The sequence below is a fragment of the Reyranella sp. genome (assembly GCF_050185545.1).
Lineage (GTDB): Bacteria > Pseudomonadota > Alphaproteobacteria > Reyranellales > Reyranellaceae > Reyranella.
The window spans coordinates 1-26,877 of sequence record NZ_JBFWZI010000062.1; the positions used below are offsets into that span (position 1 = coordinate 1).

A 26,877-nucleotide genomic window follows, 5' to 3' on the forward strand; every position below is an offset into this window, starting at 1 on the left:
GCCAACCGGGGCCATCCACGTTTACGGCGGAGACCTGTTCGGCACCGAACGCAGCGAGTGGGATCCGGCCTCGCTCGAAGAACGCGCGTACGACACCGACAAGGTTCGGCGGATGTTCAAGCGCTAGGACACATTCCGGTCGGAATCCGCGAAGCGGGCCACATCCTGCACGCGGCTTCAGTACGGTGGCGACAGTCACCTGATGATCACGTCGGAGCCTCGAACGTCCCCGCGCCCATCGCGGAACCTCGCCGATCCGGGAAGGTTGTCCCTGAACCTCGGCGTAGGCGACATGGATCGTGAGGAAGGGCGACAGCGATGTCGGTAACGGGTCCGGACGTTGGGAAGGCGACGCTTGGTCTCTATCCCCTCGAACTGTACGAGCCCCTGATCGGCCGTGCGGCGACCGACCGCATCCTGTCGAAGGCGGCGCGAGCGCGCGGCGCGCACATCGTCCATGTCAGCTCGACGTTCTACGGCGGCGGCGTCACCGAGATCCTGACTCCACTGACCCTGATGATGAATGCGGTCGGCATCGAGACCGGCTGGCGGCTGATACAGGGCACGCCCACCTTCTTCCATGGCACGAAGAAACTGCACAACGCCTTGCAAGGTGAAATGATCGAGTTTTCGCCGGCCGACAGGCTCATCTACGAGGAGGTCGTGTTCGAGAACTCGACGCGGCTCCATCTCAGCGAGTTCGATGCCGTCATCGTGCACGATCCGCAACCGCTTCCCCTGGTGGCCCATTTTCCCGGACGCGCGATGCCGTGGCTCTGGCAATGCCACATCGACCTGACGGAACCCAACGGTGCGATCTGGAACTATCTGCGCCGTTTCGTCGAGCAGTATGACGCCGCGATCCTCTCCCTGCCGGAATACGCGCAGGATCTCGCCGTCAACCAGCACTTCATCACGCCTGCCATCAATCCCTTCTCGGCCAAGAACGCGGAAATGTCGGACGACGCGATCCGCGACTGCCTGACCCTCCACAGGGTGCCCACGGATCGGCCGCTGGTGGTGCAGATATCCCGGTTCGACCGCTGGAAGGACCCGATGGGAGTCATCGAGGCTTTCCACAAGGTGCGCGAGCAGGTCGACTGCACGCTGGTCCTGGTCGGCAGCAGCGCCTCCGACGACCCCGAGAGCTCGATCGTTCTCGAGACCGTCATGCAGTCGATCGATGAGCGCGTGATCGTGCTCACCGTCGACGATCCGCTGCTGGTGAATGCACTGCAGCGCCGCGCGGCCGTCATCCTGCAGAAGTCCACGCGAGAGGGCTTCGGACTCACCGTGACCGAAGCGATGTGGAAGGGGGCGGTGGTGGTCGGCGGCGATGTCGGGGGCATCCGGCGCCAGATTCGCGACGGCTACAACGGGTTTCTCGTGAGAACGGTCGACGAGACGGCGGAACGCATCGTGCAGATCCTGCGCGACCCCAGGTTGCGCGAGCGGCTCGGCGCGCAGGCCAGGGAGAGCGTGCGCCAGAATTACCTGCTGAGCCGGCTGCTCGAGGATTGGCTCGATCTGCTGGCGGGCTACCGGCTTCGCGCGCGCATGTGAGCGGCGATGCGCATCGCCCAGGTCGCGCCGTTGATCGAGAGCGTCCCGCCGCAGCTGTATGGCGGCACCGAACGGGTCGTCGCCTGGCTGGTCGAGGAGCTGGTGGCGCTGGGACATGACGTGACGCTCTTCGCCAGCGGCGATTCCCGCACGCGGGCGAGACTCGTTCCCGCATGGCCGCGCGCCCTTCGTCTCGGGCGACCGCGCACCGATCCGATGGCGCCCTCGGCGATGCTGCTCGAAGCGGTCGCGCGCCGCGCCACGGATTTCGACGTGATCCACTGCCACGTCGACTGGCTGCCGTTGCCTTTGCTCAGCCGGCTGGGCGTGCCCTATCTCACCACGACGCACGGGCGCCTGGACATGCCGGGGTTGGCCGATGTCATCCGGCAATTTCCCGGCGCCGCCTTCGTCTCGGTATCGAATCACCAGCGCGCGGCACTTGGCGAGGCAAACTGGCTGGGCACCGTCCATCACGGCCTTCCGGTCGACGCTTTCCGGCCGCAGCTCGAGGCAGGGTCGTATCTGGCGTTCCTGGGCCGGCTCACGCGGGACAAGGGGCCCGAGCCCGCCATCCGGATTGCTCGAGCGGCCGGAAGGACCCTGCAGATCGCCGCAAAGGTGCCGAGCGGCGAGCGGACCTACTTCAAGGAACGAATCGAGCCCAGGATCGATGGTTCCCAGGTGCAGCTGATCGGCGAGGTCGCCGACGAGGCCAAGCAACGATTTCTCGCCGGCGCCGCCGCGCTGCTGTTTCCGATCGACTGGCCCGAACCCTTCGGCCTGGTGATGATCGAGGCGATGGCCTGCGGCACGCCGGTCATCGCCTTCCGATCGGGCTCGGTGCCCGAAGTGGTCGACGACGGCGTGACCGGCTTCATCGTCAACGGCGAAGCGGAAGCGATCCATGCTGTCGCTCGCCTGAGTGAGCTCGACCGGCATCACGTGCGCGCCCGTTTCGAACAGCGCTTCGGCGCCCGGCGCATGGCCCGGGACTACCTGCGCCTCTATGAAGGGCTGATGACACGTCCGTGACCCTTCTCGTGAATTGCAGTGCTTGCATTGCAGGTCTCAAGCACTTTCGCGGAACCGGATGGTTCCACCGGCGTTTAATTATGTGCCAAGTATGTCGTCGGGGGTTTGGCTCGTGGGACAAGTCTCCCGCTCATGGATAGCAAATCGCCGCGAGGTGAACGGCGATCGAAGGGAGACTGCTCCGTGAACCCCAGCGCCGGCAGCACGATCCATGCTTTCATGCGGGGCGGACAGGATTTGCCGGCAGCTGAGTTTTTCATCCCTGCCGCTGCCTCGCTCGCCGAACGACGCCCGCGTACCCTGAAGCATGCCGATTCGTTCGGCATCTTCAATCCCAGCGGCGATGCCATCGCGGGGCCCGGAAGTCCCGAAGGCCTGTTCTATCGCGACACGCGCCATCTCTCGCACTTCCTGCTTACGCTCAATGAGCAGCTGCCCATCCTGCTTTCCTCGACCGTTCGCGATGACAACGCGCTGCTTACCTGTGACTTGACGAACCCCGATCTCTATGCCCCCGACGGACGGCTGCTTCTCGAGCACGACGTGATTCACCTCCACCGTCTGCGCTTTCTGTGGAACTCGACGTGCCACGAGCGCCTGGCCCTCCGCCACTTCGGCACGACTGCGCAGAACCTGCGCCTGGGTCTTTCCTTCGCCGCCGACTTTGCCGACCTTTTCGAGGTGCGCGGCACGCGGCGCGAACGGCGCGGCAAGCACGACAGCTCTTTCGTCGACAGGCATGCCGTGGAGCTGGGCTACACTGGTCTCGACGGGCAGCGACGTCGCTCTGTGCTGCGCTTTGGCGCTCCGGTTCAGAGCCTCACGGCAAACAGCGCCATGTTCCACCTGGCGCTGCTGCCCGGCGAGACCCGGGTCATCGATCTCACCGTCGAGTGCACGACAGGGGAGCACCCGCGAAGCCAGGTGCAGGTGGATGCCTTCCTGCCGGCTCTGCGACGGGCGCGCCGCGCCATGCGCCTCTCCGCCTCGCGCACGCCCGTCGCGGTGAGCACCAACACGACCTTCACCGAGGCCTGGCGCCGCGCCGTTTCCGATCTCTACATGCTCGTCACCGAAACCGAGGACGGGCCATTTCCCTATGCCGGCATCCCGTGGTTCAGCACCGTCTTCGGCCGCGACTCGCTCATCACGGCCCTGCAGACCTTGTGGCTCGACCCCGCGATCGCCCGGGGCGTCCTGCGCCACCTGGCGCGCCATCAGGCGACCGACTTCGATGCGCCGTCGGACGCCGAGCCTGGCAAGATCCTGCACGAGACCCGCAGCGGAGAGATGGCGCTCCTGGGCGAGGTGCCCTTCCGCCGCTACTACGGCAGCGTCGATTCGACACCATTGTTCGTCATGCTGGCTGGCGCCTATCTCGAGCGCACGGCCGATGTCGACACCTTGCGTGCGCTGTGGCCGAACATCATCGCGGCGCTGCGCTGGATGGATGAGTCGGGCGATCGCGATCGCGACGGCTTCATCGAGTATCACCGACAGAGCGACACGGGTCTCGTCAATCAGGGCTGGAAGGACAGCAAGGATTCGATCTTCCACGCCGACGGCCGCCTCGCCGAAGGGCCAGTCGCCCTCGTCGAGGTCCAGGCCTACGCCTTCGGCGCGTGGCGGGCGGCCGCGGCAATTGCACGCCGCCTCGGCGACGACGACGCAGCCACGAAGCATGCCGAGCGCGCCGAACGACTGCGGCGACAATTCGATGCCGTATTCTTCGACGAGGCGATGGGCAGCTACGTCCTGGCCCTCGACGGGGGCAAGAAGCCGTGTCGCGTGCGCGCCTCCAATGCAGGCCATGCGCTGTTCACCGGAATTGCCCTCCCCGAGCGCGCCGAACAGGTCGTCAAGTGCCTGTCCGGCCCCAGCTTCTTCTCGGGTTGGGGAGTACGCACGCTCGCCACAGGCGAGCCGCGGTACAACCCCATGAGCTACCACAATGGCTCCGTGTGGCCGCACGACAATGCCCTTATCGCGGCCGGTTTCGCGCGCTATGGTTTCCGCCACTCTGCCGCGCGAATCTTCGCCGGGCTTTTTGCCGCGTCGCGCTATATCGAGCTACACCGGCTGCCCGAGTTGTTCTGCGGATTTCCGCGCCGGCGCAGCCATGGACCGACCTTCTACCCGGTTGCCTGCGCACCCCAGGCGTGGGCTACCGCCACGCCGGTGTCGTTACTGCAATCCTGCCTGGGTCTGGGCTTCGATACCTCGCGCGGGTCGGTCATCCTCGACGCCCCCCTGCTGCCCGACTTCCTCGACGACGTCTCGCTGCGCCGCATCTCGCTCGGCGACTCCTCGGTCGACATCGCCCTTCGTCGCAGCAATTCCGAGCTCGCGGTGGAGGTAACCGAACGCCGCGGCAATATCCGCGTGGACCTGTCCTGACCTCAAGCGCCAGCCCTCGCCGGTCGCCGAGCCTTCGCCCGCTCGATCGCTTCGACGATGAGGCGGCGCGCTTCCTCGACGTCGCCCCAGCCCAGCAGCTTGACCCACTTGCCGGGCTCGAGGTCCTTGTAGTGGACGAAGAAGTGCTCGATCTGGTGCCGCGTGATCTCGGGCAGGTCCGCGGCCGACCTGACTCCGACGTAGCGCTGGGTGATGCGCGCCGACGGCACGGCAATGATCTTCTCGTCGCCGCCACCGTCGTCCTCCATGCGCAGGACGCCGATCGGCCTGACGTTCATGATCGCGCCCGGAATGATGGGCCGGGTGTTGGCCACTAGCACGTCGATCGGATCGCCGTCGTCCGACAGGGTGTGCGGCACGAAGCCGTAGTTTCCCGGATAGCGCATCGGCGTGTAGAGGAACCGGTCGACAACCAGTGTGCCGGCCGCCTTGTCCATCTCGTACTTGATCGGCTCGCCGCCGATCGGAACCTCGATGACGGTATTGACGTCCTCGGGCGGCAGGTGACCGATGGCGATGGCATCGAGGTTCATGAGTTAGTTCCTGGTCGGCTGGGGGATCGGCAGAATGCCTCCCGCCCGGGCAAAAGAAAACCGGCGGCCCGAAAGGAACCGCCGGCTTCGGTGCGCCGCAGGGGCGCACCCGGTCAGTCTTCCTTGTAGATATCGCGATCCTTGGTCTCCGGCACGAACAGCAGGCCGAGGATGAAGGTCATCGCGGCGACCACGATCGGATACCACAGGCCGGAGTAGATGTTGCCGGTCGCCGCCACGATGGCGAAGGCTGTCGGAGGCAGGAAGCCGCCGAACCAGCCGTTGCCGATATGGTACGGCAGCGACATGCCGGAGTAGCGGATGCGGGTCGGGAACAGTTCGACCAGCATGGCGGCGATCGGCCCGTAGACCATGGTCACGTAGATCACCAGGATCGTCAGGATGGCGATCACCACCGGCATGTTTACATTGGCCTTGTCGGCGGAGGCGGGATAGCCGGCGGCGCGGATCGCTGCGGTCGCCTCGGCGTTGAACGCCTTCTCCCTGGCGGCGCCCTCGGTCCCCGCCTTCGCCTTGTCGAAGGAGGCAACGACCTTGTCGCCGATCCTGATCTGCGCCGGCGTGCCGGGAGCGGCCGTCTCGTTCGAGTAGTTCACCGCGTTGCGAGCGAGGAACGACTTGGCGATGTCGCACGAGGTGGTGAAGCTCGCCGTCCCGGTCGGGTTGAACTGGAACGAGCACTCGCCGGGATCGGCCACCACGGTCACCGGTGCCGACGCGAGCGCGCGCTCGAGCTGCGGATTCACCGCGTTGGTGAGCGCCCCGAACAGCGGGAAATAGGTCACGACGGCGAGCAGGCAGCCGGCAAGGATGATCGGCTTGCGGCCGATCTTGTCGGACAGCCAGCCGAAGAACACGAAGAACGGCGTGCCGATCGCCAGCGAGGCGGCGATGACGATATTGGACGTCGTTCCGTCGAGCTTGAGCGTCTGGGTGAGGAAGAACAGGGCGTAGAACTGGCCCGTGTACCACACCACGGCCTGGCCGGCGGTGCCACCGAGCAGGGCGAACAGGGCAATCTTGGCATTCCTCCAGGTGCCGAACGCCTCGCGCAACGGGGCCTTGGAGTGCTTGCCCTCCTCCTTGATGCGCTGGAAGGCGGGCGACTCCTGCAGCTGCAGGCGGATCCAGATCGACACGCCGAGCAGCAGGATCGACAGCAGGAACGGCACGCGCCAGCCCCAGTCGGCGAACTGCTCCGCAGAGAGCGACAGGCGCAAGCCGAGGATGACGAGCAGCGACAGGAACAGGCCGACCGTGGCGGTGGTCTGGATCCACGAAGTGTAGAAGCCGCGGCGGTCCTGCGGCGCATGCTCGGCGACGTAGGTCGCCGCGCCGCCATACTCGCCGCCCAGCGCCAGGCCCTGGACGAGACGGCAGGCGATGAACAGCACGGGCGCTGCGATGCCGATGGCGGCATAGCTCGGCAGCAGACCGACGCCGAATGTCGCAATGCCCATCAGGGTCATGGTGACGAGGAAGGTGTACTTGCGGCCGATCAGATCGCCCAGGCTGCCGAAGAAGAGGGCGCCGAAGGGCCGCACGGCGAAGCCTGCGGCAAAGCCCAGGAGCGTGAAGATGAACGCCGCCGTCGGGTTCACACCCGAGAAGAAGTTGGCGCTGATGTTCGCGGCGAGAGAGCCTGCGAGATAGAAATCATACCATTCGAAGACAGTGCCGACGGAGGAGGCGATGATGACTTTTCGCTCCTCCCGGGTCATCGGTCGCCTTGGTCCGGCGCCCGCTACCGCAATCATTGTCATGCGCATTCACTCCCACGGTTGATGACGAGACTCGCACCTATGCTTGTCTCGCGTGTATGCCGTGGCGCGGTTCGCGCGCAATTGGACCAAGGTCGTTCGACTTAGGTCTGAGGTTACTGGTGTGGGCCCCCGACCAGCAGGCTGATGCCGCTCAAGGCGAGCGCCACGTAGGCAGCAAGGCGGGCGTGGTCGAAGTAGGCGTCGGCCAGCGCACCGCCGATCATGCCCTGCAACCGCTCGCGCGGCAGAGCCGGTGCATCCTCTATCATCAGCCAAACCTCGGTGTGCCTGTAGTTGCGCTTGCGCGCGTGCCACCCCTTCCAGAACAGCACCACCGCAGCGATCAGCACGAAGACCGCGCCGGACCGGACGGCGATCCACGGCTCGCTCGAGAACCCGACCATCGCCGTCACCACCGCGATGAGAGCGAAGCCACAACCGCGTCGCACCGACAGGTCGGCGCACCGCCTGATGTCGTCGTAGGTCATGGCCGCGACCATAGCGCGCAGGCTGCGTTCGACCAACGTCGCGTTGCCGCCGCCCGGCAATCGCTCTAGCGTTGCGCGACAAAAGACCGTGAATGCGGGGGGATCGACGATGGACGGCGTGAGAAAGCTGGCTTTGGCCGCGGCGGCGGCCCTTGCGCTTGCGGCCTGCGGCAAATCCTCGAGCAGCCAGGACAAGCTCGCCTACGAAGCCTGTCTGGACTCGGCCAAGAAGGATCCCAAGATCGGCAAGGCCGCCTTCGCTGACCAGGAGAATTCCAAGATTGCCGGCTCGACGGGCGAGGAGGAGATCCGGGTCAACATCCCCTATGAGCTCGACGGCAAAAAGCAGCTCTTCCAGTGCATCGCCCAGAAACAGAGCGACGGCAGCTTCAAGGTCGTGTTCTAGGCCGCGCGCCGGACGCGCCCAAGGATCACGGCGGTTCGCTGCAGTTCACCCCGCGAGATGACGGAACGCCGGAAAGGCGAGCAGTGCCGCGCCGGCCAGCCAGATCGCCATGGCGACAATCCCGCCGCGGTCGTGGCCGGCCAGGCGCTCGTAGAGCGCAGCCGGGACCCCCGCAATCAGCAGCGTCGCCGACGCCACCAGCAACGAGCTGAAGAACAGGACCCAGCCGACCGAACGCGGGAAAACCTCCGGCATCAGCACCGCTGCAATGGGAATGGCGATGGCGAGGTAGGGCGAGAACAGCCCATTGAGAATACTGATGCCGATCACGCCGAAGAGCAGGAAATTGCGGTCCATGCCGGTTAACCCGCCGGTTGCGGGCGCGGCGTCAAGCCGAACTGGTACAATACCATGAAGAGGACCACGCGAATCGCCACGACCCAGAATGCGGCAACGGGTGCGATCAGTACCCCTGGCAGCGCCGAGGGCGTGATGAAGGCGACCGGCCGGTAGATCCACTCCGTCAGCCAACGGAACGAGCGGTAGATGTAGTTGGTGCTGTCGGGCGGCAGAAAGAAGCCGAGGATGAAACGGCCGAACAGGCAGTAGAAGACCAGCGACAAAAAGTAGTTCGGCAGGTGGAAATACCAGTAGCTCCACCAGATGTCCTGCGATCCCAAGCGGCGGCCTCCCCGTCGGCCAACTCTAGAGCACTATCGCCCCGAACTGAAAGGCGATCAGTTCGCCGATTGAACGAAGGTCCCTCGGGTGTCATTCGCCGGGAGCGCGCCACTAGTGGCGGAGGTTACTCCGCCATTAGTGGCGCGCTCCCGGCAAAGAGGCGAGGTCAATGGGAATCCGGGCGCCCCACCTGCAGAAGCAGGACCCCGGGCGGGGTCCTGCTCCCGATCGAGACGAGGTCGTCCGGGCTCAGGTGGCCGCCACGATGCCCTTTGGCACTCGGATCGAGTCGACGAAGTCCTGCATCTCCTTCGACGGCTCGGGCGTCATCAGGCTGACGACGTAGGTGACGATGAACGCCACCGGCAGGCCGAACAGCGCCGACGAGATGTTGCGGATGCCAAACCACAGGTCGGTGCCGAACATGTCCTTGAAGGTCACCGGCGCGTAGCGGGTCATGACGAGGTAGAACAGGCAAACCGCGAAGCCGCTCATCATGCCGGTGATGGCCCCGATCTTTGTAGTGCGCTTCCACCAGATGCCGAGCACCAGCGGCGCGAACAGGCCGGCAGCGGCCAGGGAGAACGCCCAGGCCACCATCTGGATGATGCCCGACGGCCGGGTTCCGGCGACCGCCGCGGCAATGATCGCGACGACGACCAGCAGGCCGCGAGCGACGATCAGCCGGCGGGCGGACGACGCCTTGGGGTCGATCATCTTGTAGTAGACGTCGTGGCTCAGCGCGTTGGCGATGGCCAGCAGAAGGCCGTCGGCCGTCGACAGCGCCGCCGCGAGACCACCGGCGGCCACCAGGCCCGACACCACGTAGGGCAGGCCGGCGATCTCCGGCATCGACAGGACGATGATGTCCTGGTTGATGATGAACTCCGAGAGCTGGAGCACGCCGTCGCTGTTGGCGTCCTTGATGGTCAGCAGGCCGCCGACCTGGGACCAGTTCTGGACCCATGCCGGAAGCTGCGCGATCGGCTGGCCGATCACGTTCTGATAGACCTCGAGCTTCGCGAACGCGGCATAGGCCGGCGCCGTGAAGTACAGGAGGAAGATAAAGAAGATCGACCAGGCCACCGAGTTGCGCGCTTCGCGGACGCTCGGCGTCGTGAAGTAACGCATCAGGATGTGCGGCAGCGAGGCCGTTCCGATCATCAGGCAGAGCACCAGGGCCCAGAAGTTGTTGAACTCGACCCAGGTGAACTCGCCCTTGGCGTTGGTGAAGGCGTCGGTGAAGTGCTTGGTGACGCCGAGCTTGTTCTCGAGCTCGGTGATCTGCTGAAGCGCCTGGCCGTAGGTCAGCTCGGGGATCGGCACGCCGTAGAGCTTGGTCGACAGCCAGACCACGGGCACAAGGTACGAGATGATGAGGATGATGTACTGGGCGACCTGGGTCCAGGTGACCGCGCGCATGCCGCCCAGCATCGAGCACACCAGGATGCCCAGAAGGCCAACGAAAATCGCCACCTCGAACGGGATGCCGAGGAAGCGCGCGGTGATGATGCCGATGCCGAAGCACTGGGCGACGATGTAGGTGAACGAGGCGCAGAACAGCACGATCACGCCGCACAGCCTGGCGCCATTGCCCTCGTAACGCGCCCCCAGAAAGTCGGGAACCGTGAACTGGCCGAACTTGCGCAGGTACGGCGCCAGCAAGATGCCGACCAGCACGTAGCCGCCGGTCCATCCCAGCACGTAGCCCAAGGCGTTGTAACCGCCGAGATAGATGCCCCCCGCCATCGAGATGAACGAGGCGGCGCTCATCCAGTCGGCACCGGTGGCCATGCCGTTGTACAGCGCCGGCACCTTGCGGCCGGCGACGTAGTACTCAGACAAGTCCATCGTACGCGACAGGATGCCGATATAGGCGTAGACGCCGATGGTCAGGAACACGAAGCAGTAGCCGATGATCTTGTTCGGCACGCCCATCTGCTCGAGCACCGCGAGGATCAGCGTGAAGACGATGAACCCGCCGGCGTAGCCGCCGTAGATCTTGCCGAGATTGCCGAGGAATCCGCCCTCGCCGGCGGTCTTGGAGTTGGCCATGTCAGTTCTCCCCGGTCAGTCTTCCTGGACGCCGAATTCTTCGTCGATCTTGTTCTGCGCGACGGCGTTCCAGACGCACAGCACGACGAAGGCGATCAGGGAGCCCTGGGCCGCCATGTAGAAGCCGAGCGGAAAGCCCAGGATCTTGATGGCATTGAGCTGGACCGCGAACAGGTGGATGAAGAAGCTGAAGAAGAGCCAGAGCGCGAAGATGGTCCACATCAGGCGCGAGGTTTTGCTCCAGTACGCCTGCATGCGCGCAGCGTCGAGTTTGTCGGCCATTCGATCTCCTCCTGGTTGTCTGTGCTTGGCAGGGGCGATCGCAGGCGCCGGCGAGCCGGCTCGCGGCGGTGGCGATTGCGGACCTGCAGTGCATAAGCTGCTTTGTCCTCCCCGGTCGCCGTGGTACGGCGCACCCACTTCTTCTTATGCTGTGAGGGTACGTGCGACTGCAGGTCGCTGCCATACGACTAAAGTCGAAGGTGTGGATCGAACGATGCTGTCTTTCTTCAAGGCGTTCCTGCCGAGACCGAAGGTACGTACCCTTGCTGCGTTGCAGCAACTGGTCGAGGACGAGGCGTCCTACCTCGCCCAGCGCTCGGTGATTGATTTCAGCCGCAATGAGCTCGGCAGCCTCAGCGCCCAGGCCTTCGACGATCCGCGCTTCCAGGCCAAGCTGGCGGTGTCGCGCTGGGAAGGCTTTGCCCTCACCCTCGCCGACATGATCACGCTCGCTCACGCCCTGTTGCAGGGTCCCGCGGTACCACGCGCCCGGCTCGATTCCTGCCTGGGCAATCTCTACGCCACGATCCTGGCCGCTCACCCTCCGCCCGAGCATCGCAGTCAGGGATGGGACGCCGAAATCGCCGCCCTGCGGGAGCGCCTGGCATCGCGTCCCGACGGGCCGGCCAACCCGCAGGCCTATGCCGAGGCGACCGGAGCCACCGTGTTCGCGACGTTGCCGTTCGCGCCGCGCGATCCGATCGAGAATCGCATGGTGCTGTCCAATGCCTTCGCCTTCGGCCTGATCGCCTTCTACGATCGCCTGAGGCGTCTGCTGGTCGTCGCGCCGGTGCGTGACGAGATCGCTGCCGAACCGCGATGAACTTCGTCGAGTCGATGGCCCGCTACCTTCGCCGCGGCGTTTCGCACGCGGTGTGGAGCGGCGCCGTGCATACGCCGCTCGAGCGGCTGCCCATGGTAGCGATCGACTGCGAGACGACGGGGCTCGACCCGCGCCGCGACCGCATCGTCTCGTTCGCCGCCATCCGCATCGAGCCGGGATTGCGCGTTTCGCCGCAGCCGGAACTCGACCTGCTGATCGATCCCGGCATCGACATCCCGTCGCGCGCCGTGGCGATACACGGCCTCGACAGCAGGCAACTCGCCGGAGCACCGTCTTTCGCCGATGCTTTCGCGAGGATCGCAGCGAGCGTCACCGACGCCGTCGTGGTCGGCCATCATGTCACGTTCGACCTCGCGATCCTGGGTCGCGAGGCGGCGCGGCGACGCCTGCCCTGGCGCGAACCTCCGAGCTTCGACACGGCGAACCTCGCCGCGGCTCTCGGGCATCCGACCGACCACTTGGACCTCGACGTCGTCCTCGCCCATCTCGGCATCGAGCCGAAGGGGCAACGTCACAGCGCGGCGGGCGACGCCCGCCGGGCGGCCGACCTGTTCGTCGTACTGGCGCACCGGCTGATCGGCCAGGGTCGCGGCACTTTCGGCGGTGCGATCGCCGCCCATCGCTCGCCCAGGCGCTGACACCATGGACACCGAGGCCGTCGAGCGCCTGGACTCGTTTCCCTTCCGCCATCGTGCGCAGGAGCTGATGTCCTCGCCGCCTTTGACCGTCGCGCCCGCGGACACGATCGCCGACGCCGTGCGCCAGATGAGCGAGCGCGGCGCCAGCTCGGTGATCGTGCTCGATGGCGAGGGCCGGCTGGCCGGCATCCTGACCGAGCGCGACGTGATGCGCCTGATCGCCGACGGACCGCACAGGCTCGGCGAGCCGGTGTCGAAGGTCATGTCGGCGCCGGTGCACGGCATCGAGGCCGACGCGCTGGTGTACCGGGCGCTCGCCCGCATGGCGCGGCTCGGGGTGCGCCATCTGCCGGTGGTCGACGACGACGACCGGCCGATCGGCATGCTGACGACCGGGTCGCTGTTGAAGCAGCGCGCCTCTCTCGCCCTGACGCTCGGCGACGAGATCGCCGGCGCCACCGACGGCGCCGCGCTGCGCGCGGTGCACGGCAAGCTGCCGGCACTGGTCCAGGCGCTGCGTCGCGAGGATGTCAGCGGTGCCCAGGCATCGGCCGTGATCGCCGCCATCACGCGCGATTTGACGGCGCGAGCCGGCGAACTGGCCCTGGCCGACATGATCTCGGCTGGGCAGGGTGAGGCGCCGGCGCCGTGGTGCCTTCTCGTGCTGGGATCGGCGGGACGCGGCGAATCGCTGCTGGTGCCAGACCAGGACAACGCGCTCATCCACGAGGGCAGCCCCGCCGACGATGCCTGGTTCGCCAGGTTCAGCGAGCGTCTGAACGTTCTGCTCGACGAGGCCGGCGTGCCCTTCTGCAAGGGCGGCGTCATGGCCCGCAACCCGGCCTACCGCCTCTCCCTCGACGGGTGGCTGGCGAAGGTCGACGGCTGGATCGCGCGGCCCCAGCCCGAAGCCCTTCTCGGGGTCGACATCTTCTATGACTTCGTGGCCGTGCTGGGTGAACGTCGCCTCTCCGGTGTCTTGCGCGAGCATGCCACCCGCGCCGCCGCCCGCTCCCCCGTTTTTCTGCGCCTGCTGGCTGCGGCCGGCGAGGACATACCAAGCGCCACCGATCTGCTCGGCCGCCTGCGCACCAGCAAGGGCCGCATCGATCTCAAGCGCGTCGGCCTGCGCCCGATCGTCGGAGGCGCACGGGTAGCGGCCCTCGCCTGGACCTGCACCGCGACTGCGACCGACCAGCGCCTCGTCGACGCGGCAACGAAAGGCGCCTTCGGCCGCGACACGGCGCAGAGCCTGATCGAGGCCCGCGGCGTGATCGTCGACGCCATTCTCGACCAGCAGCTGGCCGACATCGCCGGCCAGCGACCGGCGGACAACCAGGTCGAGCCGAAGCGGCTCGGCCGACGGGCAACCTCGCGTCTGCGCGAGGCGCTGGCGGTGGCCGCCGGTGCGCCCGAGTTGGTTCACGAGGCGCTGGCCAATCGTCCACTGGCGCCGGCGGGTTCCTGAGAGGACGTGGCGCGCGACATCTCCAATCCTCCTCCGTCCTACGGGAGAGGTACCCCGTCATACGGGGCGGAGAGGGGAAGGCCCCAGACGAGAGCAGTGAGATTCCGACGTCGGAACTTCATGAACCTCGCGTGACGCTCTCCCCCTCCGCCCCCTTCGGGGGCACCTCCCGCGATGACGGGGGAGGAAATCGAGATGTGCCACTTCGCATCCGCTTCGCCGTGCCGATGCACCGCAGCCCGGCGCGCGCCTTGACCATCCGCCGGGGAGAGCGTCAAGCTCGCGTCATGGTGGAGGTCCCATCCTTCCTGATCGCCGATGACCATCCGATGGTGCGGGATGCCCTCGCCTCGTCGCTCGGCCAGACCTTCCCCGGCGCGAGGATCTCGCTGGCCGCGACCTTGGCGCAAGCGCGCGCCGTTCTCGAGGCCGAGCCCGAGACCGATGCCGTGCTGCTCGACCTCGACATGCCGGGCATGGATGGGCTGACCGGGCTGGCGCTGCTGCGCTCGGAGCACCCGACGGTTCCGATCATCGTGGTGTCGGCGGTCCGCGAGGCCGCCACGATACGCCGCGCCTTCGAGTTCGGCGCCTCGGCCTACATCGACAAGTCGGCCGCCCTGGAGGAGATCGCCGCCATCGTGCGCGCCGTGCTCGACGGCGAGGTGTTCGCACCACCCGAGTCGGCGCCGGTCGACTCGTTTGCCCAGCGTGCCGCCCAGCTCACGCCGCAGCAGTGGCGCGTGCTGGCCCTCATGGTGCACGGCGACCAGAACAAGCAGATCGCCTACAAGCTCGGGGTCGGCGAGGCCACGGTGAAGGCCCACGTCACCGTGATCCTGCGCAAGCTCGGCGTGCGCTCGCGCACCCAGGCGGTCATCGAGGCCCGCAACCTGGCGCTGCCGCCGGCCTGACATTGCCGAAAGAACACGTCATGCGCTGGGAGCGCGCCACTCCGATGGCGCTCTTCCTGGTGGTTGCTCATCCCATGAGCGCCATCGGAGTGGCGCGCTCCCAGCAAAGAGGCTCCGCGTTGACATATCGTCCATGATACTGGATGATTCATCCAATATCATGGAATGCGAAGCAGCGCCCCTCGACCAGAAGATTGCCGCGCAGGTGCGTCGGCTGAGGTCCGAGCGCGCACTGACCATCGAGGCGCTGGCGGAGCGCAGCGGGGTGAGCCGCTCGATGATCTCGCTGATCGAGCGCGGCGAGACGAGCGCCACCGCGGTCGTCCTCGAAAAGCTTGCCGGCGGCCTGGACGTGACCCTGGCGACGCTGTTCGAGCCGCCGCTGCAGGCGAGCGATCCCGTGTCGCGGCGGAGCGACCAGGCGGCTTGGCGCGATCCCGGCTCGGGCTACGTGCGCCGCAACGTCTCGCCGGCCGGCTTCCCATCACCCATCCAGATCGTCGAAATCGTCTTTCCGCCAGGCGCCCAGGTTGCCTACGACGCCACGAGCCGGCGGACGCCGGCGCATCAGCAGGTCTGGGTGCTCGACGGCAAGATCGAGATCACGGTCGGCGATCGGCACCACCAGCTGGGCGCCGGCGACTGCCTGGCTTTCGTGCTCGACCAGCCGACGGCCTATCGCAACCGCAGCCGCAAGCCGGCGCGCTATGCCGCCGTGATCGTCGCCTGAGCGCATGGATACCTGGCAGGTTGCCGCGGCTCTGATCAGCGCGGTGCTGCATGCCGGCTGGAATGCCGCCGTAAAGGCCGGCTCCGAGCCGCGCGCGCTGATGACGGCCCAGATGGTGGCGAGCGCGGTGATCGTGCTCCCCGGCCTGGCGTGGAGCGGCCTGCCGGCACGCGACTCCTGGCCGTGGATCGCCGCCTCGACATCGATGAGCGTGGTCACGATCACGGCGCTGCTGCGGGCCTACGAGGCGGCGGGTTTCGGCACCGCCTATCCCGTGGTGCGCGCCCTGTCGGTTCTGCTGGTGGTTCCGCTGGCGGCGATCCTTTCGGGCGAGACGGTGAGCGGCTACGGCCTGGCCGGCATCGGCCTCGTGGCGGCATCGCTCGTGCTGCTCGCACTCGGTCGTCCGGGACAGGTCGCCCTGCCGCGTCGGGCGTTGGGCTGGATCGCGCTCGCCGGGCTGTCGGCTGCCGTCTATGTCCTGTGCGATGCAAGGGGCGTGCGTAGCGCGGGCTCGCCATGGGCCTATGGGTTCACCGTTTCCATCACCAATGGTGCGGCGATGCTGTGCCTGCAGCGCTCGACCGGCTCGTGGCGCAGAGTGGCGCGGCACGCGATCCCTGCCCTGCCGATCGCCTGCGCCTCGGTGGCATCCTATCTACTCATCCTGTGGGTCCTGAGCGCCGCACCGGTCGCGCCGGCGGCGGCGTTGCGCGATACCAGCGCGGTGTTCGCGCTGCTGATCGCCATCGTCTGGCTCAAGGAGCCGTTCACGCGACGGCAGGTGGTCGCCATCCTGCTCGCGGCTGCCGCCGTCCCGCTGCTCCGCTTCAGCTGAGCGGCGCTATCCGGCCGATGACGCCCGCGCTGCGACGGTGGGCGCGTTGTGCGGGCGCAGCAAGGCGCGCAAGGCGGCGGGCTTCACCGGCTTGTGCAGCAGCTCGACCTGACGCGCCCGTGCCCGCAGCCGCAAGGTGGGGTCGCGATCGGCGGTGACGAGCGCCGCCGGCACGGTGCGGTCCCAGGCGCGACGCAGGGCCTCGACCACGTCGAGCCCGTCCGGTCCGTCGTCGAGGTGCAGGTCGGCGAGCACCAGATCGGGCAACCGGCCGACGCGGGCGACCTCGGCCAGCGCCTCGCCCTGGGAGGCGGCCGTCGCGACGCGACAGCCCCAGCCGCCGAGCAGGATGGCCATCGCTTCGCGCACGCGGGCCTCGTTGTCGATGCACAGCACGAAGCTTTCGCTCTCGATCGACGGCGTCGGCCTTGGCGTCGGCGCCGCCACCGGCGCGGCGACGACCGCGGCCACGCGCGGCACCGTCACCGAGAAGGTGGAGCCCTCGCCCGGCGCCGACACCAGCTCGACTTCGAGGTCGAGCATGCGGGCGATGCGGTCGACGATGGCGAGTCCGAGCCCCAGCCCCCGCTCCTCGCGCGGCTCGTCGTCGTTGCCTTGCAGGCGCACGAACTCGTCGAAGATGATCGTCTGCTTGTCGAGCGCGATGCCCGGTCCGTTGTCCCTGACCTCGATGCGCAGCTGCTCGCCCACGCGCCGGCAGCCGATCAGGACGCGCGCCGGCCGCCCCTCGGTGCGGCCGTAGCGCAGGGCGTTGGACAGCAGGTTCTGCAGGATGCGGCGCAGGAAGGCCGGATCGGTCGAGACGAAAGCGCGCGTCGGCACCACCACCAGCTCGACGTCGCCGCGGGCGGCGACCGGCGCGAAGGCCGTGGCCAGCGAGTCGAACAGCGGCTGCAAGGCAAAGGGACGTTTCTCCGGCTTGAAGGCGCCAGCATCGAGCTTGGAGATGTCGAGCAGCGCGTCGAGCAGCGATTCGACCGCGCCCAGGCTGGTGTCGATCTTGCCGCCGAGATCGTTGCCGGGATCGCGATCGAGCATCGCCGCGGTGAACAGGCGAGCGGCATGCAGCGGCTGCAACAGGTCGTGGCTGGCGGCGGCGATGAAGCGCGTCTTGCCGAGATTGGCGGCCTCGGCCTCGGCGCGGCTCGCCTCCAGCTCGGCGGTGCGCTCGATCACCCGCTGCTCCAGGGTCTCCGTGGACTGGCGAAGCTGGCGGTCGCTCTCGCGCAGGGCCTCGGCGGTGTGCACGCGGGCCGTCACGTCGTTGCAGGTGGCGACGAATCCGCCGCCCGGCAGCGGATCGAGCCTGAGCTCGATGACCCGGCCCTCGCGAGTGGTGATCTCGTGGGTCTGCGGCGCCTCCGGCCGGCGCAGCAGCGCGGCGATATCGCTGCGGGCGCCGAACTGCGGAGGCGAGGCGCCGACCGTGACGCGGTCGTCGTCGAGCGCCAGCAGGACGGTAAAGCGGTCGTTGAAGATCTCCAGCCGCCCGGCACTGTCGAAGGCGGCGATGCCCATGCCGACATGGTCGAGGGTGTTGCGCAGGATTTCGTAGTTGTAGCGGATCGCCTCCGAAGCCTCGTCGATGATGGCGCGCGCGCTGCGCGGCAGCAGGCGGCCGCGACGGCCGAAGGCGGCAACGATGACGCGGGCGGAAGCGGCGCCCAGGGTACCCGACAGCACGCGCTCGGTGCGGGTGAGCGCCGTCTCGATGGAGAGCCCCTCGCCGGGCAGCTCGCGGACGGCCCGCTCGTCGCCGACGAAGCGCGAAAGCAGCTCGCGCAGCTCGTCGATGCGCGCGGCATCGGCAGGCGCCTGGCGCTGCGGCTGCTCCGGCTCGGCACCCAGGACGAAGGCGTCGGCCTGCTCGGCATCCGAGCCGCGGGCGCGCACCAGCAGCGAGACGCCGGCCAGCAGCAGCGTATTGACCAGGATGCCGACCACGAAGCCCTGCCCGACGGGATCGAGCGCGGCGAGCGGATCGGGCAGGTAGGGCTTCAGCGGCGTCACCTGCCCTCCACCCGCGCTCTGCCCGAGAGTCGGCAGCAGGAGGGCGTACAGCCAGACGATGAAGCCGCCGGCCAGACCGGCGATGACTCCATAGCGATGGGCACGCCGCCAGTACAGCCCGAGCACCAGCCCGGGCGCGAAGTTGGCGACGGCGCAGAAGCTGATCATGCCGATCGAGGCGAGTGGCAGATAGCCCGAGATGATGCGCTCGTAGGCATAGCCTGCCATGAGGATGATCACGACGGCGGCGCGGCGCACGAAGACCACGAGAGGCCCCATGTCGCGTGCCACGCCGGCCCGGCGTCGCAGCAGATACGGCATCACCAGCTCGTTGCCGATCATGCCCGAGAGCGCCATGCAGGCCACGATCACCATCGATGTCGCCGCCGACAGGCCACCGATGAAAACGAAGACCGACAGCCAGCTTTCGCTGTTGGCCAGCGGCAATTGCAGGACATAGAGATCGGGGTTGGCCTGCGAGCCGAGCAGCAGCAGGCCGGCGGCGGCGATCGGCACGACGAACAGGTTGACCAGGAACAGGTAGAGCGGGAACAGCCAGCGCGCGGTCCTGAGGCTCGCCGAATGGTCGTGCTCGACCACCGCGACGTGGAACTGGCGCGGCAGGCACAGGAAGGCCATCGCCGAAAGCAGCGTGGTGACGACCCAGGTGAGCGGCGAGCCCTCGCGACCGACGCGGTCGGCGATCGCCGGAACGTTCTCGACCCGGGCCAGCAGATCGGCGGGCCCGTTGAACAGGACGAACAGCACGAACGGCCCGACGGTGAGCAGTGCCAGCAGCTTGACCACCGACTCGAAGGCGATCGCCAGCATCATGCCGCGATGCTGCTCGGAGGCCTGCACGTGGCGCACGCCAAACAGGATGGTGAACACCGCCATCAGGGCGGCGACGATCAGCGAGGTGTCGGTCTGAACGACGCCTGGCAGGCTGCCGGGCAGCGGCGTCGGTGCGGCGATGGTGCTGAAGGTCGACGACACGGCCTGAAGCTGGAGCGCGATGTAGGGCAGCACGCCGACGGTGGCGAACAGGGTCGCTATGACGCCGACGGCGCGGCTCTTGCCGTAGCGCGACGCCAGGAAGTCGGCGATCGACGTCACGTTGTGCTGCTTGGCGGCCCGCACCATCTTGCGCAGCATCGGATAGCCCACGACCACGACGAGGGCCGGGCCGGTGTAGATCAGGATGAAGTCGATGCCACTGGTCGCAGCGCGGCCGACCGCGCCGTAGAACGTCCACGACGTGCAATAGATGGCGAGCGACAGGCCGTAGACGGCCGGCGCCAGCGAACTGGCCGACCAGGCCCGCGCATGGCGGTCGCCGATCCAGGCCACGGCGAACAGCAGACCCAGATAGGCGAGCGACAGGGCAAGGACGGTTGGCTCCGTCAGCATGCGTGAACGTTTCTCCCGCCGTCATTCAACCCGTTCGGCGGGGCGGCGACAAGCGAACTCCAACCCTCCCCCGTATGACGGCCAGGAAGTGGACGCGTTTCCTTTTCCTCACCCGTAATCGGGGGAGGTGGCCCGTAGGGCCGGAGGGGGAAGACCTCACGCAAGATCCATGAAGTTCCAACGTCGGAAATTCATAGAGCTCTTCCGCGGCCTTCCCCCTCCGCCCCGTAAGACGGGGCACCTCCCCCGGGGGGAGGGATTTAGATGCGTCCACTCCCTAGCCGTATGACGGGGGAGGAACAGGAATTGGTCAGCCGAGGTCGAAGCGGTCGAGATTCATGACCTTGGTCCATGCCGCCACGAAGTCCTTCACGAACTTCCGCTTCGCGTCGGCAGACGCATACACTTCCGCGAGCGCGCGCAGTTGGGAGTGCGAGCCGAAGATCAGGTCGGCGCGGGTTGCGGTCCACTTGACCTCGCCGCTCTTGCGACTGCGTCCCTCGTAGACGCCCTCGGCGCCGGCGGAGGGTTGCCATTCGATGCCCATGTCGAGCAGGTTGACGAAGAAGTCGTTGGTCAGCGTCTCCGGCTTCCTGGTGAAGACGCCGTGCCTGGAGTTGCCGGCATTTGCACCCAGGACGCGCAGGCCGCCGACCAGCACGGTCATCTCCGGCGCCGTCAGCGTCAGGCGCTGCGCCCGATCGACCAGCGACTCCTCGGGCGACAGGCGCTGCTTGCCGCGTGCGTAGTTGCGGAAGCCGTCGACGATCGGTTCGAGGGGCGCGAAGGAGTGGGCGTCGGTCTGCTCCTGCGAGGCGTCCATGCGGCCCGGCGCGAACGGAACCTTGAGCTTCATCCCCTTCGCCGCCTTCTCGATGGCGGCACCACCGCCCAGCACGATCAGGTCGGCCAGCGAGACCTTCTTGCCGCCGGTCTGCGCGGCGTTGAACTCCGCCTGGATGGTCTCGAGCGCCTGCAGCACCTTCGCCAGCCCGGCCGGCTGATTGACCGCCCAATCCTTCTGCGGCGCGAGGCGAATGCGCGCGCCGTTGGCGCCGCCGCGCTTGTCGGTGCCGCGGAACGTCGAGGCCGATGCCCAGGCGGTCGAAACCAACTCGGGAATGGACAGGCCCGACGCCAGGATCCTGGTCTTGAGGGCAGCGATGTCCTGCTCGTCGATCAGCGGATGATCGACGGCGGGAACGGGGTCCTGCCACAGCAGGTGTTCCTTCGGCACGAGCGGGCCGAGATAGCGCACGATCGGACCCATGTCGCGGTGCGTGAGCTTGAACCACGCCCGGGCAAAGGCCTCGGCGAACTGGTCGGGGTGCTCGTAGAAGCGCCGCGAGATCTTCTCGTACGCCGGATCGAAGCGCAGCGAGAGGTCGGTCGTCAGCATGGTGGGCGCGTGCCGCTTGGTGCTGTCGAAGGCATCCGGGACCGTCCCGGCCCCGGCGCCGTTCTTGGTCGTCCACTGGTGCGCACCGGCCGGACTCTTGGTCAGCTCCCACTCGTAGCCGAACAGGCTGGCGAAGAAGCCGTTGCTCCATTGGGTCGGCGTCGTGGTCCAGGTGACCTCGAGGCCGCTCGAGATCGCGTCCTTGCCCTTGCCCGTGCCGAACGAGCTCTTCCAGCCGAGCCCCTGCTGCTCGATGGGCGCTGCTTCCGGCTCCGGGCCGACCAGCGCGGCATCCCCGGCGCCGTGCGCCTTGCCGAACGTGTGGCCGCCGGCGATCAGAGCCACCGTTTCCTCGTCGTCCATCGCCATCCGGGCAAAAGTCTCGCGGATATCGCGCGCCGCGGCGATGGGGTCGGGCTTGCCGTTCGGCCCCTCCGGATTGACGTAGATCAGTCCCATCTGCACGGCGCCAAGCGGATCGGCGAGGTCACGGTCGCCGCTGTAGCGCTCGTCGGCCAGCCACTTGCCCTCGGGCCCCCAATAGATGTCCTGGTCGGCCTCCCAGACATCCTTGCGGCCGCCGCCGAAACCGAACGTCTTGAAGCCCATCGATTCGAGGGCGACGTTCCCGGCGAGGATCAGCAGGTCCGCCCAGGAGATCTTGCGGCCGTACTTCCGCTTGATCGGCCACAACAGCCGACGCGCCTTGTCGAGGCTCACGTTGTCCGGCCAGCTGTTGAGCGGCGCAAACCGCTGCTGGCCCGAGCCAGCGCCGCCGCGGCCGTCGCCGACGCGGTAGGTGCCGGCGCTGTGCCAGGCCATGCGAATGAAGAACGGACCATAGTGGCCGAAATCCGCCGGCCACCATTCCTGCGAATCCGTCATCAAGGCGTGCAGGTCCTTGATCACGGCATCGAGGTCGAGGCTCTTGAACTCCTTGGCGTAGTCGAACGCCTCGCCCATCGGATCGGATCGTGCGGAATGCTGGTGGAGGACCGAAAGGTCGAGCTGGTTCGGCCACCAGTCGCGGTTCGTGTGCACGCGGGTGCCGCCCGTATACGGGCACTTGGTCTCGTCTGGCATGGTTTCCCTCGATCGTTAGTCGTGTCGAATATGGCCTCACTTTAGAATTATTCCAATTTAATCGTGGGCGTCCTGTCCGTGGGCGCGTCGACGAATCTTAAGAGGACGCGGCAACTCCCTCAAATCGAACTGGAATGCCTGCCGGAGGCCGCCTATCTAGGCACCTTCCGATCTGAAAAGAGAGCGGCCCAAGGAGACCTGGAACCTGACAGGGGATGGGAGCCTCGAACTCGCCCACAAGCAACAACAAGGCGGGCTCGCCCCCTCCCAGTCAGGCCAACTCGGGCGCTAGAGCATGAGGAATCAGTAAGATGGCGGCTTATCAATACATCTACGTCATGAAGGGCCTGAACAAGACCTTTCCGGGCGGCAAGCAGGTACTGAAGGACATCTGGCTGTCATTCCTTCCTGGCGCCAAGATCGGCGTGCTCGGCCTGAACGGCGCGGGAAAGTCGACCCTGCTCCGGATCATGGCCGGCCAGGACGACAATTTCACCGGCGAGGCGTGGGCGGCTGAAGGCGTGAAGGTGGGCTTCCTCGAGCAGGAGCCGAAGCTCGATCCCGGCAAGGACGTGCTCGGCAACGTCATGGACGGCGCCGGCGAGATGGCGCGCATGCTGGCCCGCTTCGAGGAGGTTTCCAATGCCTTTTCCGATCCCGACGCCGACATGGACAAGCTGGTTGCCGAGCAGGCCGAGCTGCAGGAGAAGATCGACGCCGGCAACGGCTGGGACCTCGGCCGCACCGTCGAGATCGCCATGGACGCGCTGCGCTGCCCGCCCGGCGACGCCGAGGTCGAGAAGCTGTCGGGCGGCGAGCGCCGCCGCGTCGCGCTGTGCCGCCTCCTGCTGTCGAGGCCCGACATGCTGCTGCTCGACGAGCCGACCAACCATCTCGACGCCGAATCGGTGGCCTGGCTCGAGCGACATCTCGGCGAATTCCCGGGCACGGTCGTGGCGGTCACCCACGACCGCTACTTCCTCGACAATGTCGCCGGCTGGATCCTCGAGCTCGATCGCGGCGCCGGCATCCCGTGGGAAGGCAACTACTCGTCCTGGCTGAAGCAGAAGGACCAGCGGCTGGCGCTCGAGGAGAAGGCCGCCGACGCCCGCCGCCGCACCCTGCAGCGCGAGCTCGAATGGATGGGCCAGAGTGCGCAGGCGCGGCGCTCCAAGAGCAAGGCGCGCATCGCCGCCTACGAGCAGATGGTGGCCGAGGAGAAGCAGGCGACGCTCGACCAGGCGCAGATCGTCATCCCGGCCGGACCGCGCCTCGGCGATCACGTCATCGAGGCCGACAAGATCTCCAAGGGCTTCGGCGACCGGCTGCTGATCGACGACCTGTCGTTCAAGCTGCCGCCCGGCGGCATCGTCGGCGTGATCGGACCCAACGGCGCCGGCAAGACAACGCTGTTCAAGATGATCACCGGCCAGGACAAGCCGGACTCGGGCACCTTCTCGGTCGGCCCGACGGTGAAGCTGGGCTACGTCGATCAGAGCCGCGAGACGCTCGATCCCAACAAGACCGTGTGGGAGGAGCTGTCGGGTGGTCTTGACATCATCAAGCTCGGCAACCGCGAGGTGCCGAGCCGCGCCTACTGCGGCTCGTTCAACTTCAAGGGCGCAGACCAGCAGAAGAAAGTCGGCCAACTGTCTGGCGGCGAACGAAATCGGGTCAATCTGGCCAAGATGCTGAAGAGCGGCGCCAACGTGCTGCTGCTCGACGAGCCGACCAACGATCTTGACGTCGACACGCTGCGCGCGCTCGAGGAGGCGCTGGTCGATTTCGCCGGTTGCGCCGTGATCATCAGCCACGATCGCTGGTTCCTCGACCGCATCGCCACCCACATGCTGGCCTTCGAAGGCGACAGCCACGTCGAATGGTTCGAAGGCAACTACCAGGACTACGAGGCCGACCGGCACCGCCGTCTCGGCGCCGACGCCGACCAGCCGCACCGCATCAAGTACAAGCCGCTGCTGAGGAAGTAGGCGCGCCCGTTCGCCTCCCCCGTCTTACGGGGAGGTGCCCCGTCACACGGGGCGGAGGGGGAAGGCCGCAGACGCGATTCCTCCGATTCCGACGTCGGGATCGGAATCATCTTGTCTGGGGCTCTCCCCCTCCGGCCCTTACGGGCCACCTCCCCCGATTACGGGGGAGGAATGATTGAGGGCCCTGCGCCATCCGGAGTAGCGTCGCGCGGGGAGACGAACGATGCCGTTGCCGCCGATGAATGTCCGCGCCCTGCGGGAATGGGCCGACAAGGTCCGACGCGACATCCTGGGGGTACGCTTCGCGGTCAACGTCTTCATTGCCTCGTCGATCGTCTGGTACGTGCTGGTGCACATCGCCGACACCAACCCGATCTGGGCGATCGCCTCGATGGTCGCGGCGTCGGATCCCCAGGTCGAGGAAGCCGCGCGCATGTTCAGGAGCCGCCTGATCAACGTGCTGGTCGGCTGTGTCGTCGGTCTGGCGTTCCTGGCCGTCGGCAATCCCACCGAATGGAAGCTGCCGATTGCTCTGGCCGTCACGGTGTTCGTCTCGTCCTACGTCATCCACATCCAGACCATGTGGCGACAGGCGCCGATCACCGCCGCTCTCGTCATCGCCTCGGGGTTGGAAAGCCATTCCAAGCTGAGCGGGCTCGAGCACGGCCTGCACAAGGTCGGCGAGGTGCTGTTCGGTTGCCTGGTCGGCCTGCTGGTAAGTTGGCTGATGGCCAGGATCTGGCCGGTGAAAAAGGCGACGGCACCGGCACATTCCTAGTTCTGCCCGGAATTGGACCACCGAGGGCCACCGGCCGGTCACTCAATCACCGGGATCGAGATGTGTAATGGCCCCTGCGACAACTGATCCCGCTTGCCACGGGGAGCAGTCTGCGCTTGCCTGCAAATTGGGAAGAGTCGTGTACTTGGGTTGGTCGGGCGATCTGGGAAATCGCCGGATCGAGGGTGGGTGGAAACATGAAAACGTTCCAGCAGACGCGGGGCACGTCGCTCGGCGACGTCTACCGTACGGGAGTAACCACGCCGCAGCTGCTGCGTGCGATTGCAGCAGCCGTGAGTGTGGCCGCTGGCTTTGCCCTGGTGCTGCTCGCTGTCGCCGTCAACCGGTTCCTGGCCGAGCAGGGGCTCGGCAGCCCGGGTCAGGTCATCGCCCTGCGGCTGCTCGGCATCGCCCTGTTCGCCGTCGGCGTCAGCTTCTGGCCGGCGCTGGGCGGCAAGCGCATCCGCCGCGGGCTGCTGTTCTACAGCGCGCTCGCAACGCTCTACCTTGCAACGTTGATGCTGGCGACAATGGTCGGCATCGGCACCTGGCCGTCCCCGCTCCTCGTGATCGGAGCGGCCGGCCACGGCATCGCCACCTGTGTGTTCGCCTGGGCCTGGCTCAGGCGATAGTGGGGCGGCTCAGATCCGCTGATCCATCTCCAGGGCCGGCTCGGGCACGTCGACGCAGCCGATGATGCGCGCCGGCACGCCGGCCGCCGTGCAGCCTGCCGGCACGGGTTCGAGCACCACGCTGCCCGCGGCGATCTTGGCGCAGGCGCCGATCTCGATGTTGCCCAGCACCTTGGCGCCGGCGCCGAGCAGCACGCCGCGCCGCACCTTGGGATGACGGTCGCCGCGCTCCTTGCCGGTGCCGCCCAGGGTTACGCCGTGCAGCATCGACACGCCGTCGCCGACCACCGCGGTCTCGCCGATCACCACGCCGGTGCCATGGTCGATGAATATGCCCTTGCCGATCACCGCGCCGGGATGGATGTCGAGCCCGAACAGCGCGCTGGCCCGGCTCTGCAGGTAATGCGCCAGCGTCTGGCGGCGCTGCAGCCACAGCCAGTGCGCCACGCGATAGGTCTGCAGCGCATGGTAACCCTTGAACCACAGCAGCGGATCGAGGTGCGACGTGCACGCCGGATCGCGGTCCGTGACCGCGACGATGTCGGCCCGCGCCGCCATGCCGATCGCCGGATCGCTGGCGAACGCCTCCTCGAAAGTCTGGCGGATCAGTGCCGCCGGCACCTCCGTCGTGGCGACCAGCCGGGCCAGATGGTAGCTCAGCGCACCCTCGAACCTGGTCTGGCTGAGAATGGTGGCATGCAGGACGCCGGCGAGCACGGGCTCGGATGCGGCCGCTGCCTGCGCTGCCTCACGAATTCGCGTCCACACGGGATCGACCGAGCGGGGCTCGGCGGCATTCTTGACCAGTGAGCTGTCCATGGCGCTCTCCTTCGACCCAGCCGAGCATCCTACTGAACGGCGGGCCGGGAAAAACGCCTC

The 26,877-nt window shown here is 67.1% G+C and carries 23 protein-coding genes; 13 read left to right on the forward strand and 10 right to left on the reverse strand.

What is annotated here, in order from left to right:
- The first annotated feature begins 318 nt into the window (after positions 1-318).
- From AB7O82_RS17905 to AB7O82_RS17915, 3 genes are all read left to right on the forward strand, one after another.
- Positions 319-1,563 carry a glycosyltransferase gene (locus AB7O82_RS17905; protein WP_428556196.1) on the forward strand — a complete coding sequence of 415 codons (1,245 nt, stop codon included), beginning with the start codon at positions 319-321 and terminating at the stop codon, positions 1,561-1,563.
- 6 nt (positions 1,564-1,569) lie between these two features.
- On the forward strand, positions 1,570-2,598 hold the full coding sequence (locus tag AB7O82_RS17910; RefSeq protein ID WP_428556193.1) for a glycosyltransferase family 4 protein: 1,029 nt from the start codon (positions 1,570-1,572) through the stop codon (positions 2,596-2,598).
- 219 nt (positions 2,599-2,817) lie between these two features.
- A complete protein-coding gene (locus tag AB7O82_RS17915; protein WP_428619902.1) occupies positions 2,818-4,995 on the forward strand; it encodes an amylo-alpha-1,6-glucosidase in 2,178 nt (725 codons plus the stop codon).
- 2 nt (positions 4,996-4,997) lie between these two features.
- Here the strand turns inward: AB7O82_RS17915 and ppa are convergent, their stop codons facing one another.
- The 3 genes from ppa to AB7O82_RS17930 all read right to left on the reverse strand — a co-directional run bounded on the left by ppa (position 4,998) and on the right by AB7O82_RS17930 (position 7,821).
- On the reverse strand, positions 4,998-5,549 hold the full coding sequence (gene ppa / locus AB7O82_RS17920) for an inorganic diphosphatase (RefSeq protein ID WP_428543723.1): 552 nt from the start codon (positions 5,547-5,549) through the stop codon (positions 4,998-5,000).
- A gap of 113 nt (positions 5,550-5,662) precedes the next feature.
- Positions 5,663-7,339, reverse strand: coding sequence for an MFS transporter (locus AB7O82_RS17925; RefSeq protein WP_428543725.1), 1,677 nt, complete (start codon positions 7,337-7,339; stop codon positions 5,663-5,665).
- A 107-nt stretch (positions 7,340-7,446) separates the two neighbouring features.
- A complete protein-coding gene (locus tag AB7O82_RS17930) occupies positions 7,447-7,821 on the reverse strand; it encodes a hypothetical protein (protein ID WP_428543727.1) in 375 nt (124 codons plus the stop codon).
- Between the two features lie 118 nt (positions 7,822-7,939).
- On the opposite strand from AB7O82_RS17930, the gene AB7O82_RS17935 reads away from it, so the two are divergent.
- Positions 7,940-8,227: a hypothetical protein gene (locus AB7O82_RS17935; RefSeq protein ID WP_428543729.1), complete on the forward strand. Its 288-nt coding sequence runs from the start codon at positions 7,940-7,942 to the stop codon at positions 8,225-8,227.
- Positions 8,228-8,272: 45 nt separating this feature from the next.
- Here the strand turns inward: AB7O82_RS17935 and AB7O82_RS17940 are convergent, their stop codons facing one another.
- The 4 genes from AB7O82_RS17940 to AB7O82_RS17955 all read right to left on the reverse strand — a co-directional run bounded on the left by AB7O82_RS17940 (position 8,273) and on the right by AB7O82_RS17955 (position 11,245).
- Positions 8,273-8,584, reverse strand: a complete 312-nt coding sequence (locus AB7O82_RS17940; protein WP_428543731.1) for a hypothetical protein — start codon at positions 8,582-8,584, stop codon at positions 8,273-8,275.
- Positions 8,585-8,589: 5 nt separating this feature from the next.
- A complete protein-coding gene (locus AB7O82_RS17945) occupies positions 8,590-8,907 on the reverse strand; it encodes a YggT family protein (RefSeq protein WP_428543733.1) in 318 nt (105 codons plus the stop codon).
- A 250-nt stretch (positions 8,908-9,157) separates the two neighbouring features.
- Complete coding sequence (locus AB7O82_RS17950; RefSeq protein WP_428543735.1) at positions 9,158-10,963, reverse strand: sodium:solute symporter family protein; 1,806 nt, start codon at positions 10,961-10,963, stop codon at positions 9,158-9,160.
- A gap of 15 nt (positions 10,964-10,978) precedes the next feature.
- Positions 10,979-11,245 carry a DUF4212 domain-containing protein gene (locus AB7O82_RS17955; protein WP_428543737.1) on the reverse strand — a complete coding sequence of 89 codons (267 nt, stop codon included), beginning with the start codon at positions 11,243-11,245 and terminating at the stop codon, positions 10,979-10,981.
- 214 nt (positions 11,246-11,459) lie between these two features.
- Here AB7O82_RS17955 and AB7O82_RS17960 point away from each other — a divergent pair, with 214 nt between their 5' ends.
- The 6 genes from AB7O82_RS17960 to AB7O82_RS17985 all read left to right on the forward strand — a co-directional run bounded on the left by AB7O82_RS17960 (position 11,460) and on the right by AB7O82_RS17985 (position 16,677).
- Positions 11,460-12,068, forward strand: a complete 609-nt coding sequence (locus AB7O82_RS17960; protein WP_428543739.1) for a hypothetical protein — start codon at positions 11,460-11,462, stop codon at positions 12,066-12,068.
- On the forward strand, positions 12,065-12,727 hold the full coding sequence (locus AB7O82_RS17965; RefSeq protein ID WP_428619895.1) for a 3'-5' exonuclease: 663 nt from the start codon (positions 12,065-12,067) through the stop codon (positions 12,725-12,727). The genes AB7O82_RS17960 and AB7O82_RS17965 overlap by 4 nt, the downstream gene beginning before the upstream one ends.
- Before the next feature lie 4 nt (positions 12,728-12,731).
- Positions 12,732-14,195, forward strand: a complete 1,464-nt coding sequence (locus AB7O82_RS17970) for a DUF294 nucleotidyltransferase-like domain-containing protein (protein ID WP_428543743.1) — start codon at positions 12,732-12,734, stop codon at positions 14,193-14,195.
- Between the two features lie 197 nt (positions 14,196-14,392).
- The gene (locus AB7O82_RS17975; protein ID WP_428543745.1) at positions 14,393-15,109 is read left to right on the forward strand and encodes a response regulator transcription factor; all 717 of its coding nucleotides are present in this window, start codon (positions 14,393-14,395) and stop codon (positions 15,107-15,109) included.
- Between the two features lie 160 nt (positions 15,110-15,269).
- A complete protein-coding gene (locus AB7O82_RS17980; protein ID WP_428543747.1) occupies positions 15,270-15,839 on the forward strand; it encodes a helix-turn-helix domain-containing protein in 570 nt (189 codons plus the stop codon).
- Between the two features lie 4 nt (positions 15,840-15,843).
- On the forward strand, positions 15,844-16,677 hold the full coding sequence (locus tag AB7O82_RS17985) for an EamA family transporter (RefSeq protein ID WP_428619897.1): 834 nt from the start codon (positions 15,844-15,846) through the stop codon (positions 16,675-16,677).
- A 6-nt stretch (positions 16,678-16,683) separates the two neighbouring features.
- Here AB7O82_RS17985 and AB7O82_RS17990 read toward each other — a convergent pair whose 3' ends face one another.
- Together AB7O82_RS17990 and katG are read right to left on the reverse strand one after the other, a co-directional pair.
- Positions 16,684-20,118, reverse strand: coding sequence for a NahK/ErcS family hybrid sensor histidine kinase/response regulator (locus tag AB7O82_RS17990; protein ID WP_428543751.1), 3,435 nt, complete (start codon positions 20,116-20,118; stop codon positions 16,684-16,686).
- Positions 20,119-20,428: 310 nt separating this feature from the next.
- The gene (gene katG / locus AB7O82_RS17995; protein ID WP_428543753.1) at positions 20,429-22,600 is read right to left on the reverse strand and encodes a catalase/peroxidase HPI; all 2,172 of its coding nucleotides are present in this window, start codon (positions 22,598-22,600) and stop codon (positions 20,429-20,431) included.
- Between the two features lie 311 nt (positions 22,601-22,911).
- Here katG and ettA point away from each other — a divergent pair, with 311 nt between their 5' ends.
- From ettA to AB7O82_RS18010, 3 genes are all read left to right on the forward strand, one after another.
- Positions 22,912-24,588: an energy-dependent translational throttle protein EttA gene (ettA, locus tag AB7O82_RS18000; protein ID WP_428543755.1), complete on the forward strand. Its 1,677-nt coding sequence runs from the start codon at positions 22,912-22,914 to the stop codon at positions 24,586-24,588.
- A 223-nt stretch (positions 24,589-24,811) separates the two neighbouring features.
- Positions 24,812-25,366 carry an FUSC family protein gene (locus tag AB7O82_RS18005; protein ID WP_428543757.1) on the forward strand — a complete coding sequence of 185 codons (555 nt, stop codon included), beginning with the start codon at positions 24,812-24,814 and terminating at the stop codon, positions 25,364-25,366.
- A 197-nt stretch (positions 25,367-25,563) separates the two neighbouring features.
- Entirely contained in the window at positions 25,564-25,998 is a 435-nt protein-coding gene (locus AB7O82_RS18010; protein ID WP_428543759.1) for a hypothetical protein, read from the forward strand.
- Positions 25,999-26,007: 9 nt separating this feature from the next.
- Here the strand turns inward: AB7O82_RS18010 and cysE are convergent, their stop codons facing one another.
- Positions 26,008-26,817, reverse strand: coding sequence for a serine O-acetyltransferase (gene cysE, locus AB7O82_RS18015; protein WP_428543761.1), 810 nt, complete (start codon positions 26,815-26,817; stop codon positions 26,008-26,010).
- Positions 26,818-26,877: the final 60 nt, after the last annotated feature.

Coding starts and splice junctions, on each gene's coding strand:
- AB7O82_RS17905 (WP_428556196.1), top strand. CDS start 319: ATGTCGGTAACGGGTCCGGACGTTGGGAAGGCGACGCTTGGTCTCTAT.
- AB7O82_RS17910 (WP_428556193.1), top strand. CDS start 1,570: ATGCGCATCGCCCAGGTCGCGCCGTTGATCGAGAGCGTCCCGCCGCAG.
- AB7O82_RS17915 (WP_428619902.1), top strand. CDS start 2,818: ATGCGGGGCGGACAGGATTTGCCGGCAGCTGAGTTTTTCATCCCTGCC.
- ppa (WP_428543723.1), bottom strand. CDS start 5,549: ATGAACCTCGATGCCATCGCCATCGGTCACCTGCCGCCCGAGGACGTC.
- AB7O82_RS17925 (WP_428543725.1), bottom strand. CDS start 7,339: ATGCGCATGACAATGATTGCGGTAGCGGGCGCCGGACCAAGGCGACCG.
- AB7O82_RS17930 (WP_428543727.1), bottom strand. CDS start 7,821: ATGACCTACGACGACATCAGGCGGTGCGCCGACCTGTCGGTGCGACGC.
- AB7O82_RS17940 (WP_428543731.1), bottom strand. CDS start 8,584: ATGGACCGCAATTTCCTGCTCTTCGGCGTGATCGGCATCAGTATTCTC.
- AB7O82_RS17950 (WP_428543735.1), bottom strand. CDS start 10,963: ATGGCCAACTCCAAGACCGCCGGCGAGGGCGGATTCCTCGGCAATCTC.
- AB7O82_RS17955 (WP_428543737.1), bottom strand. CDS start 11,245: ATGGCCGACAAACTCGACGCTGCGCGCATGCAGGCGTACTGGAGCAAA.
- AB7O82_RS17960 (WP_428543739.1), top strand. CDS start 11,460: ATGCTGTCTTTCTTCAAGGCGTTCCTGCCGAGACCGAAGGTACGTACC.
- AB7O82_RS17965 (WP_428619895.1), top strand. CDS start 12,065: ATGAACTTCGTCGAGTCGATGGCCCGCTACCTTCGCCGCGGCGTTTCG.
- AB7O82_RS17970 (WP_428543743.1), top strand. CDS start 12,732: ATGGACACCGAGGCCGTCGAGCGCCTGGACTCGTTTCCCTTCCGCCAT.
- AB7O82_RS17980 (WP_428543747.1), top strand. CDS start 15,270: ATGGAATGCGAAGCAGCGCCCCTCGACCAGAAGATTGCCGCGCAGGTG.
- AB7O82_RS17985 (WP_428619897.1), top strand. CDS start 15,844: ATGGATACCTGGCAGGTTGCCGCGGCTCTGATCAGCGCGGTGCTGCAT.
- AB7O82_RS17990 (WP_428543751.1), bottom strand. CDS start 20,118: ATGCTGACGGAGCCAACCGTCCTTGCCCTGTCGCTCGCCTATCTGGGT.
- katG (WP_428543753.1), bottom strand. CDS start 22,600: ATGCCAGACGAGACCAAGTGCCCGTATACGGGCGGCACCCGCGTGCAC.
- ettA (WP_428543755.1), top strand. CDS start 22,912: ATGGCGGCTTATCAATACATCTACGTCATGAAGGGCCTGAACAAGACC.
- AB7O82_RS18005 (WP_428543757.1), top strand. CDS start 24,812: ATGCCGTTGCCGCCGATGAATGTCCGCGCCCTGCGGGAATGGGCCGAC.
- AB7O82_RS18010 (WP_428543759.1), top strand. CDS start 25,564: ATGAAAACGTTCCAGCAGACGCGGGGCACGTCGCTCGGCGACGTCTAC.
- cysE (WP_428543761.1), bottom strand. CDS start 26,817: ATGGACAGCTCACTGGTCAAGAATGCCGCCGAGCCCCGCTCGGTCGAT.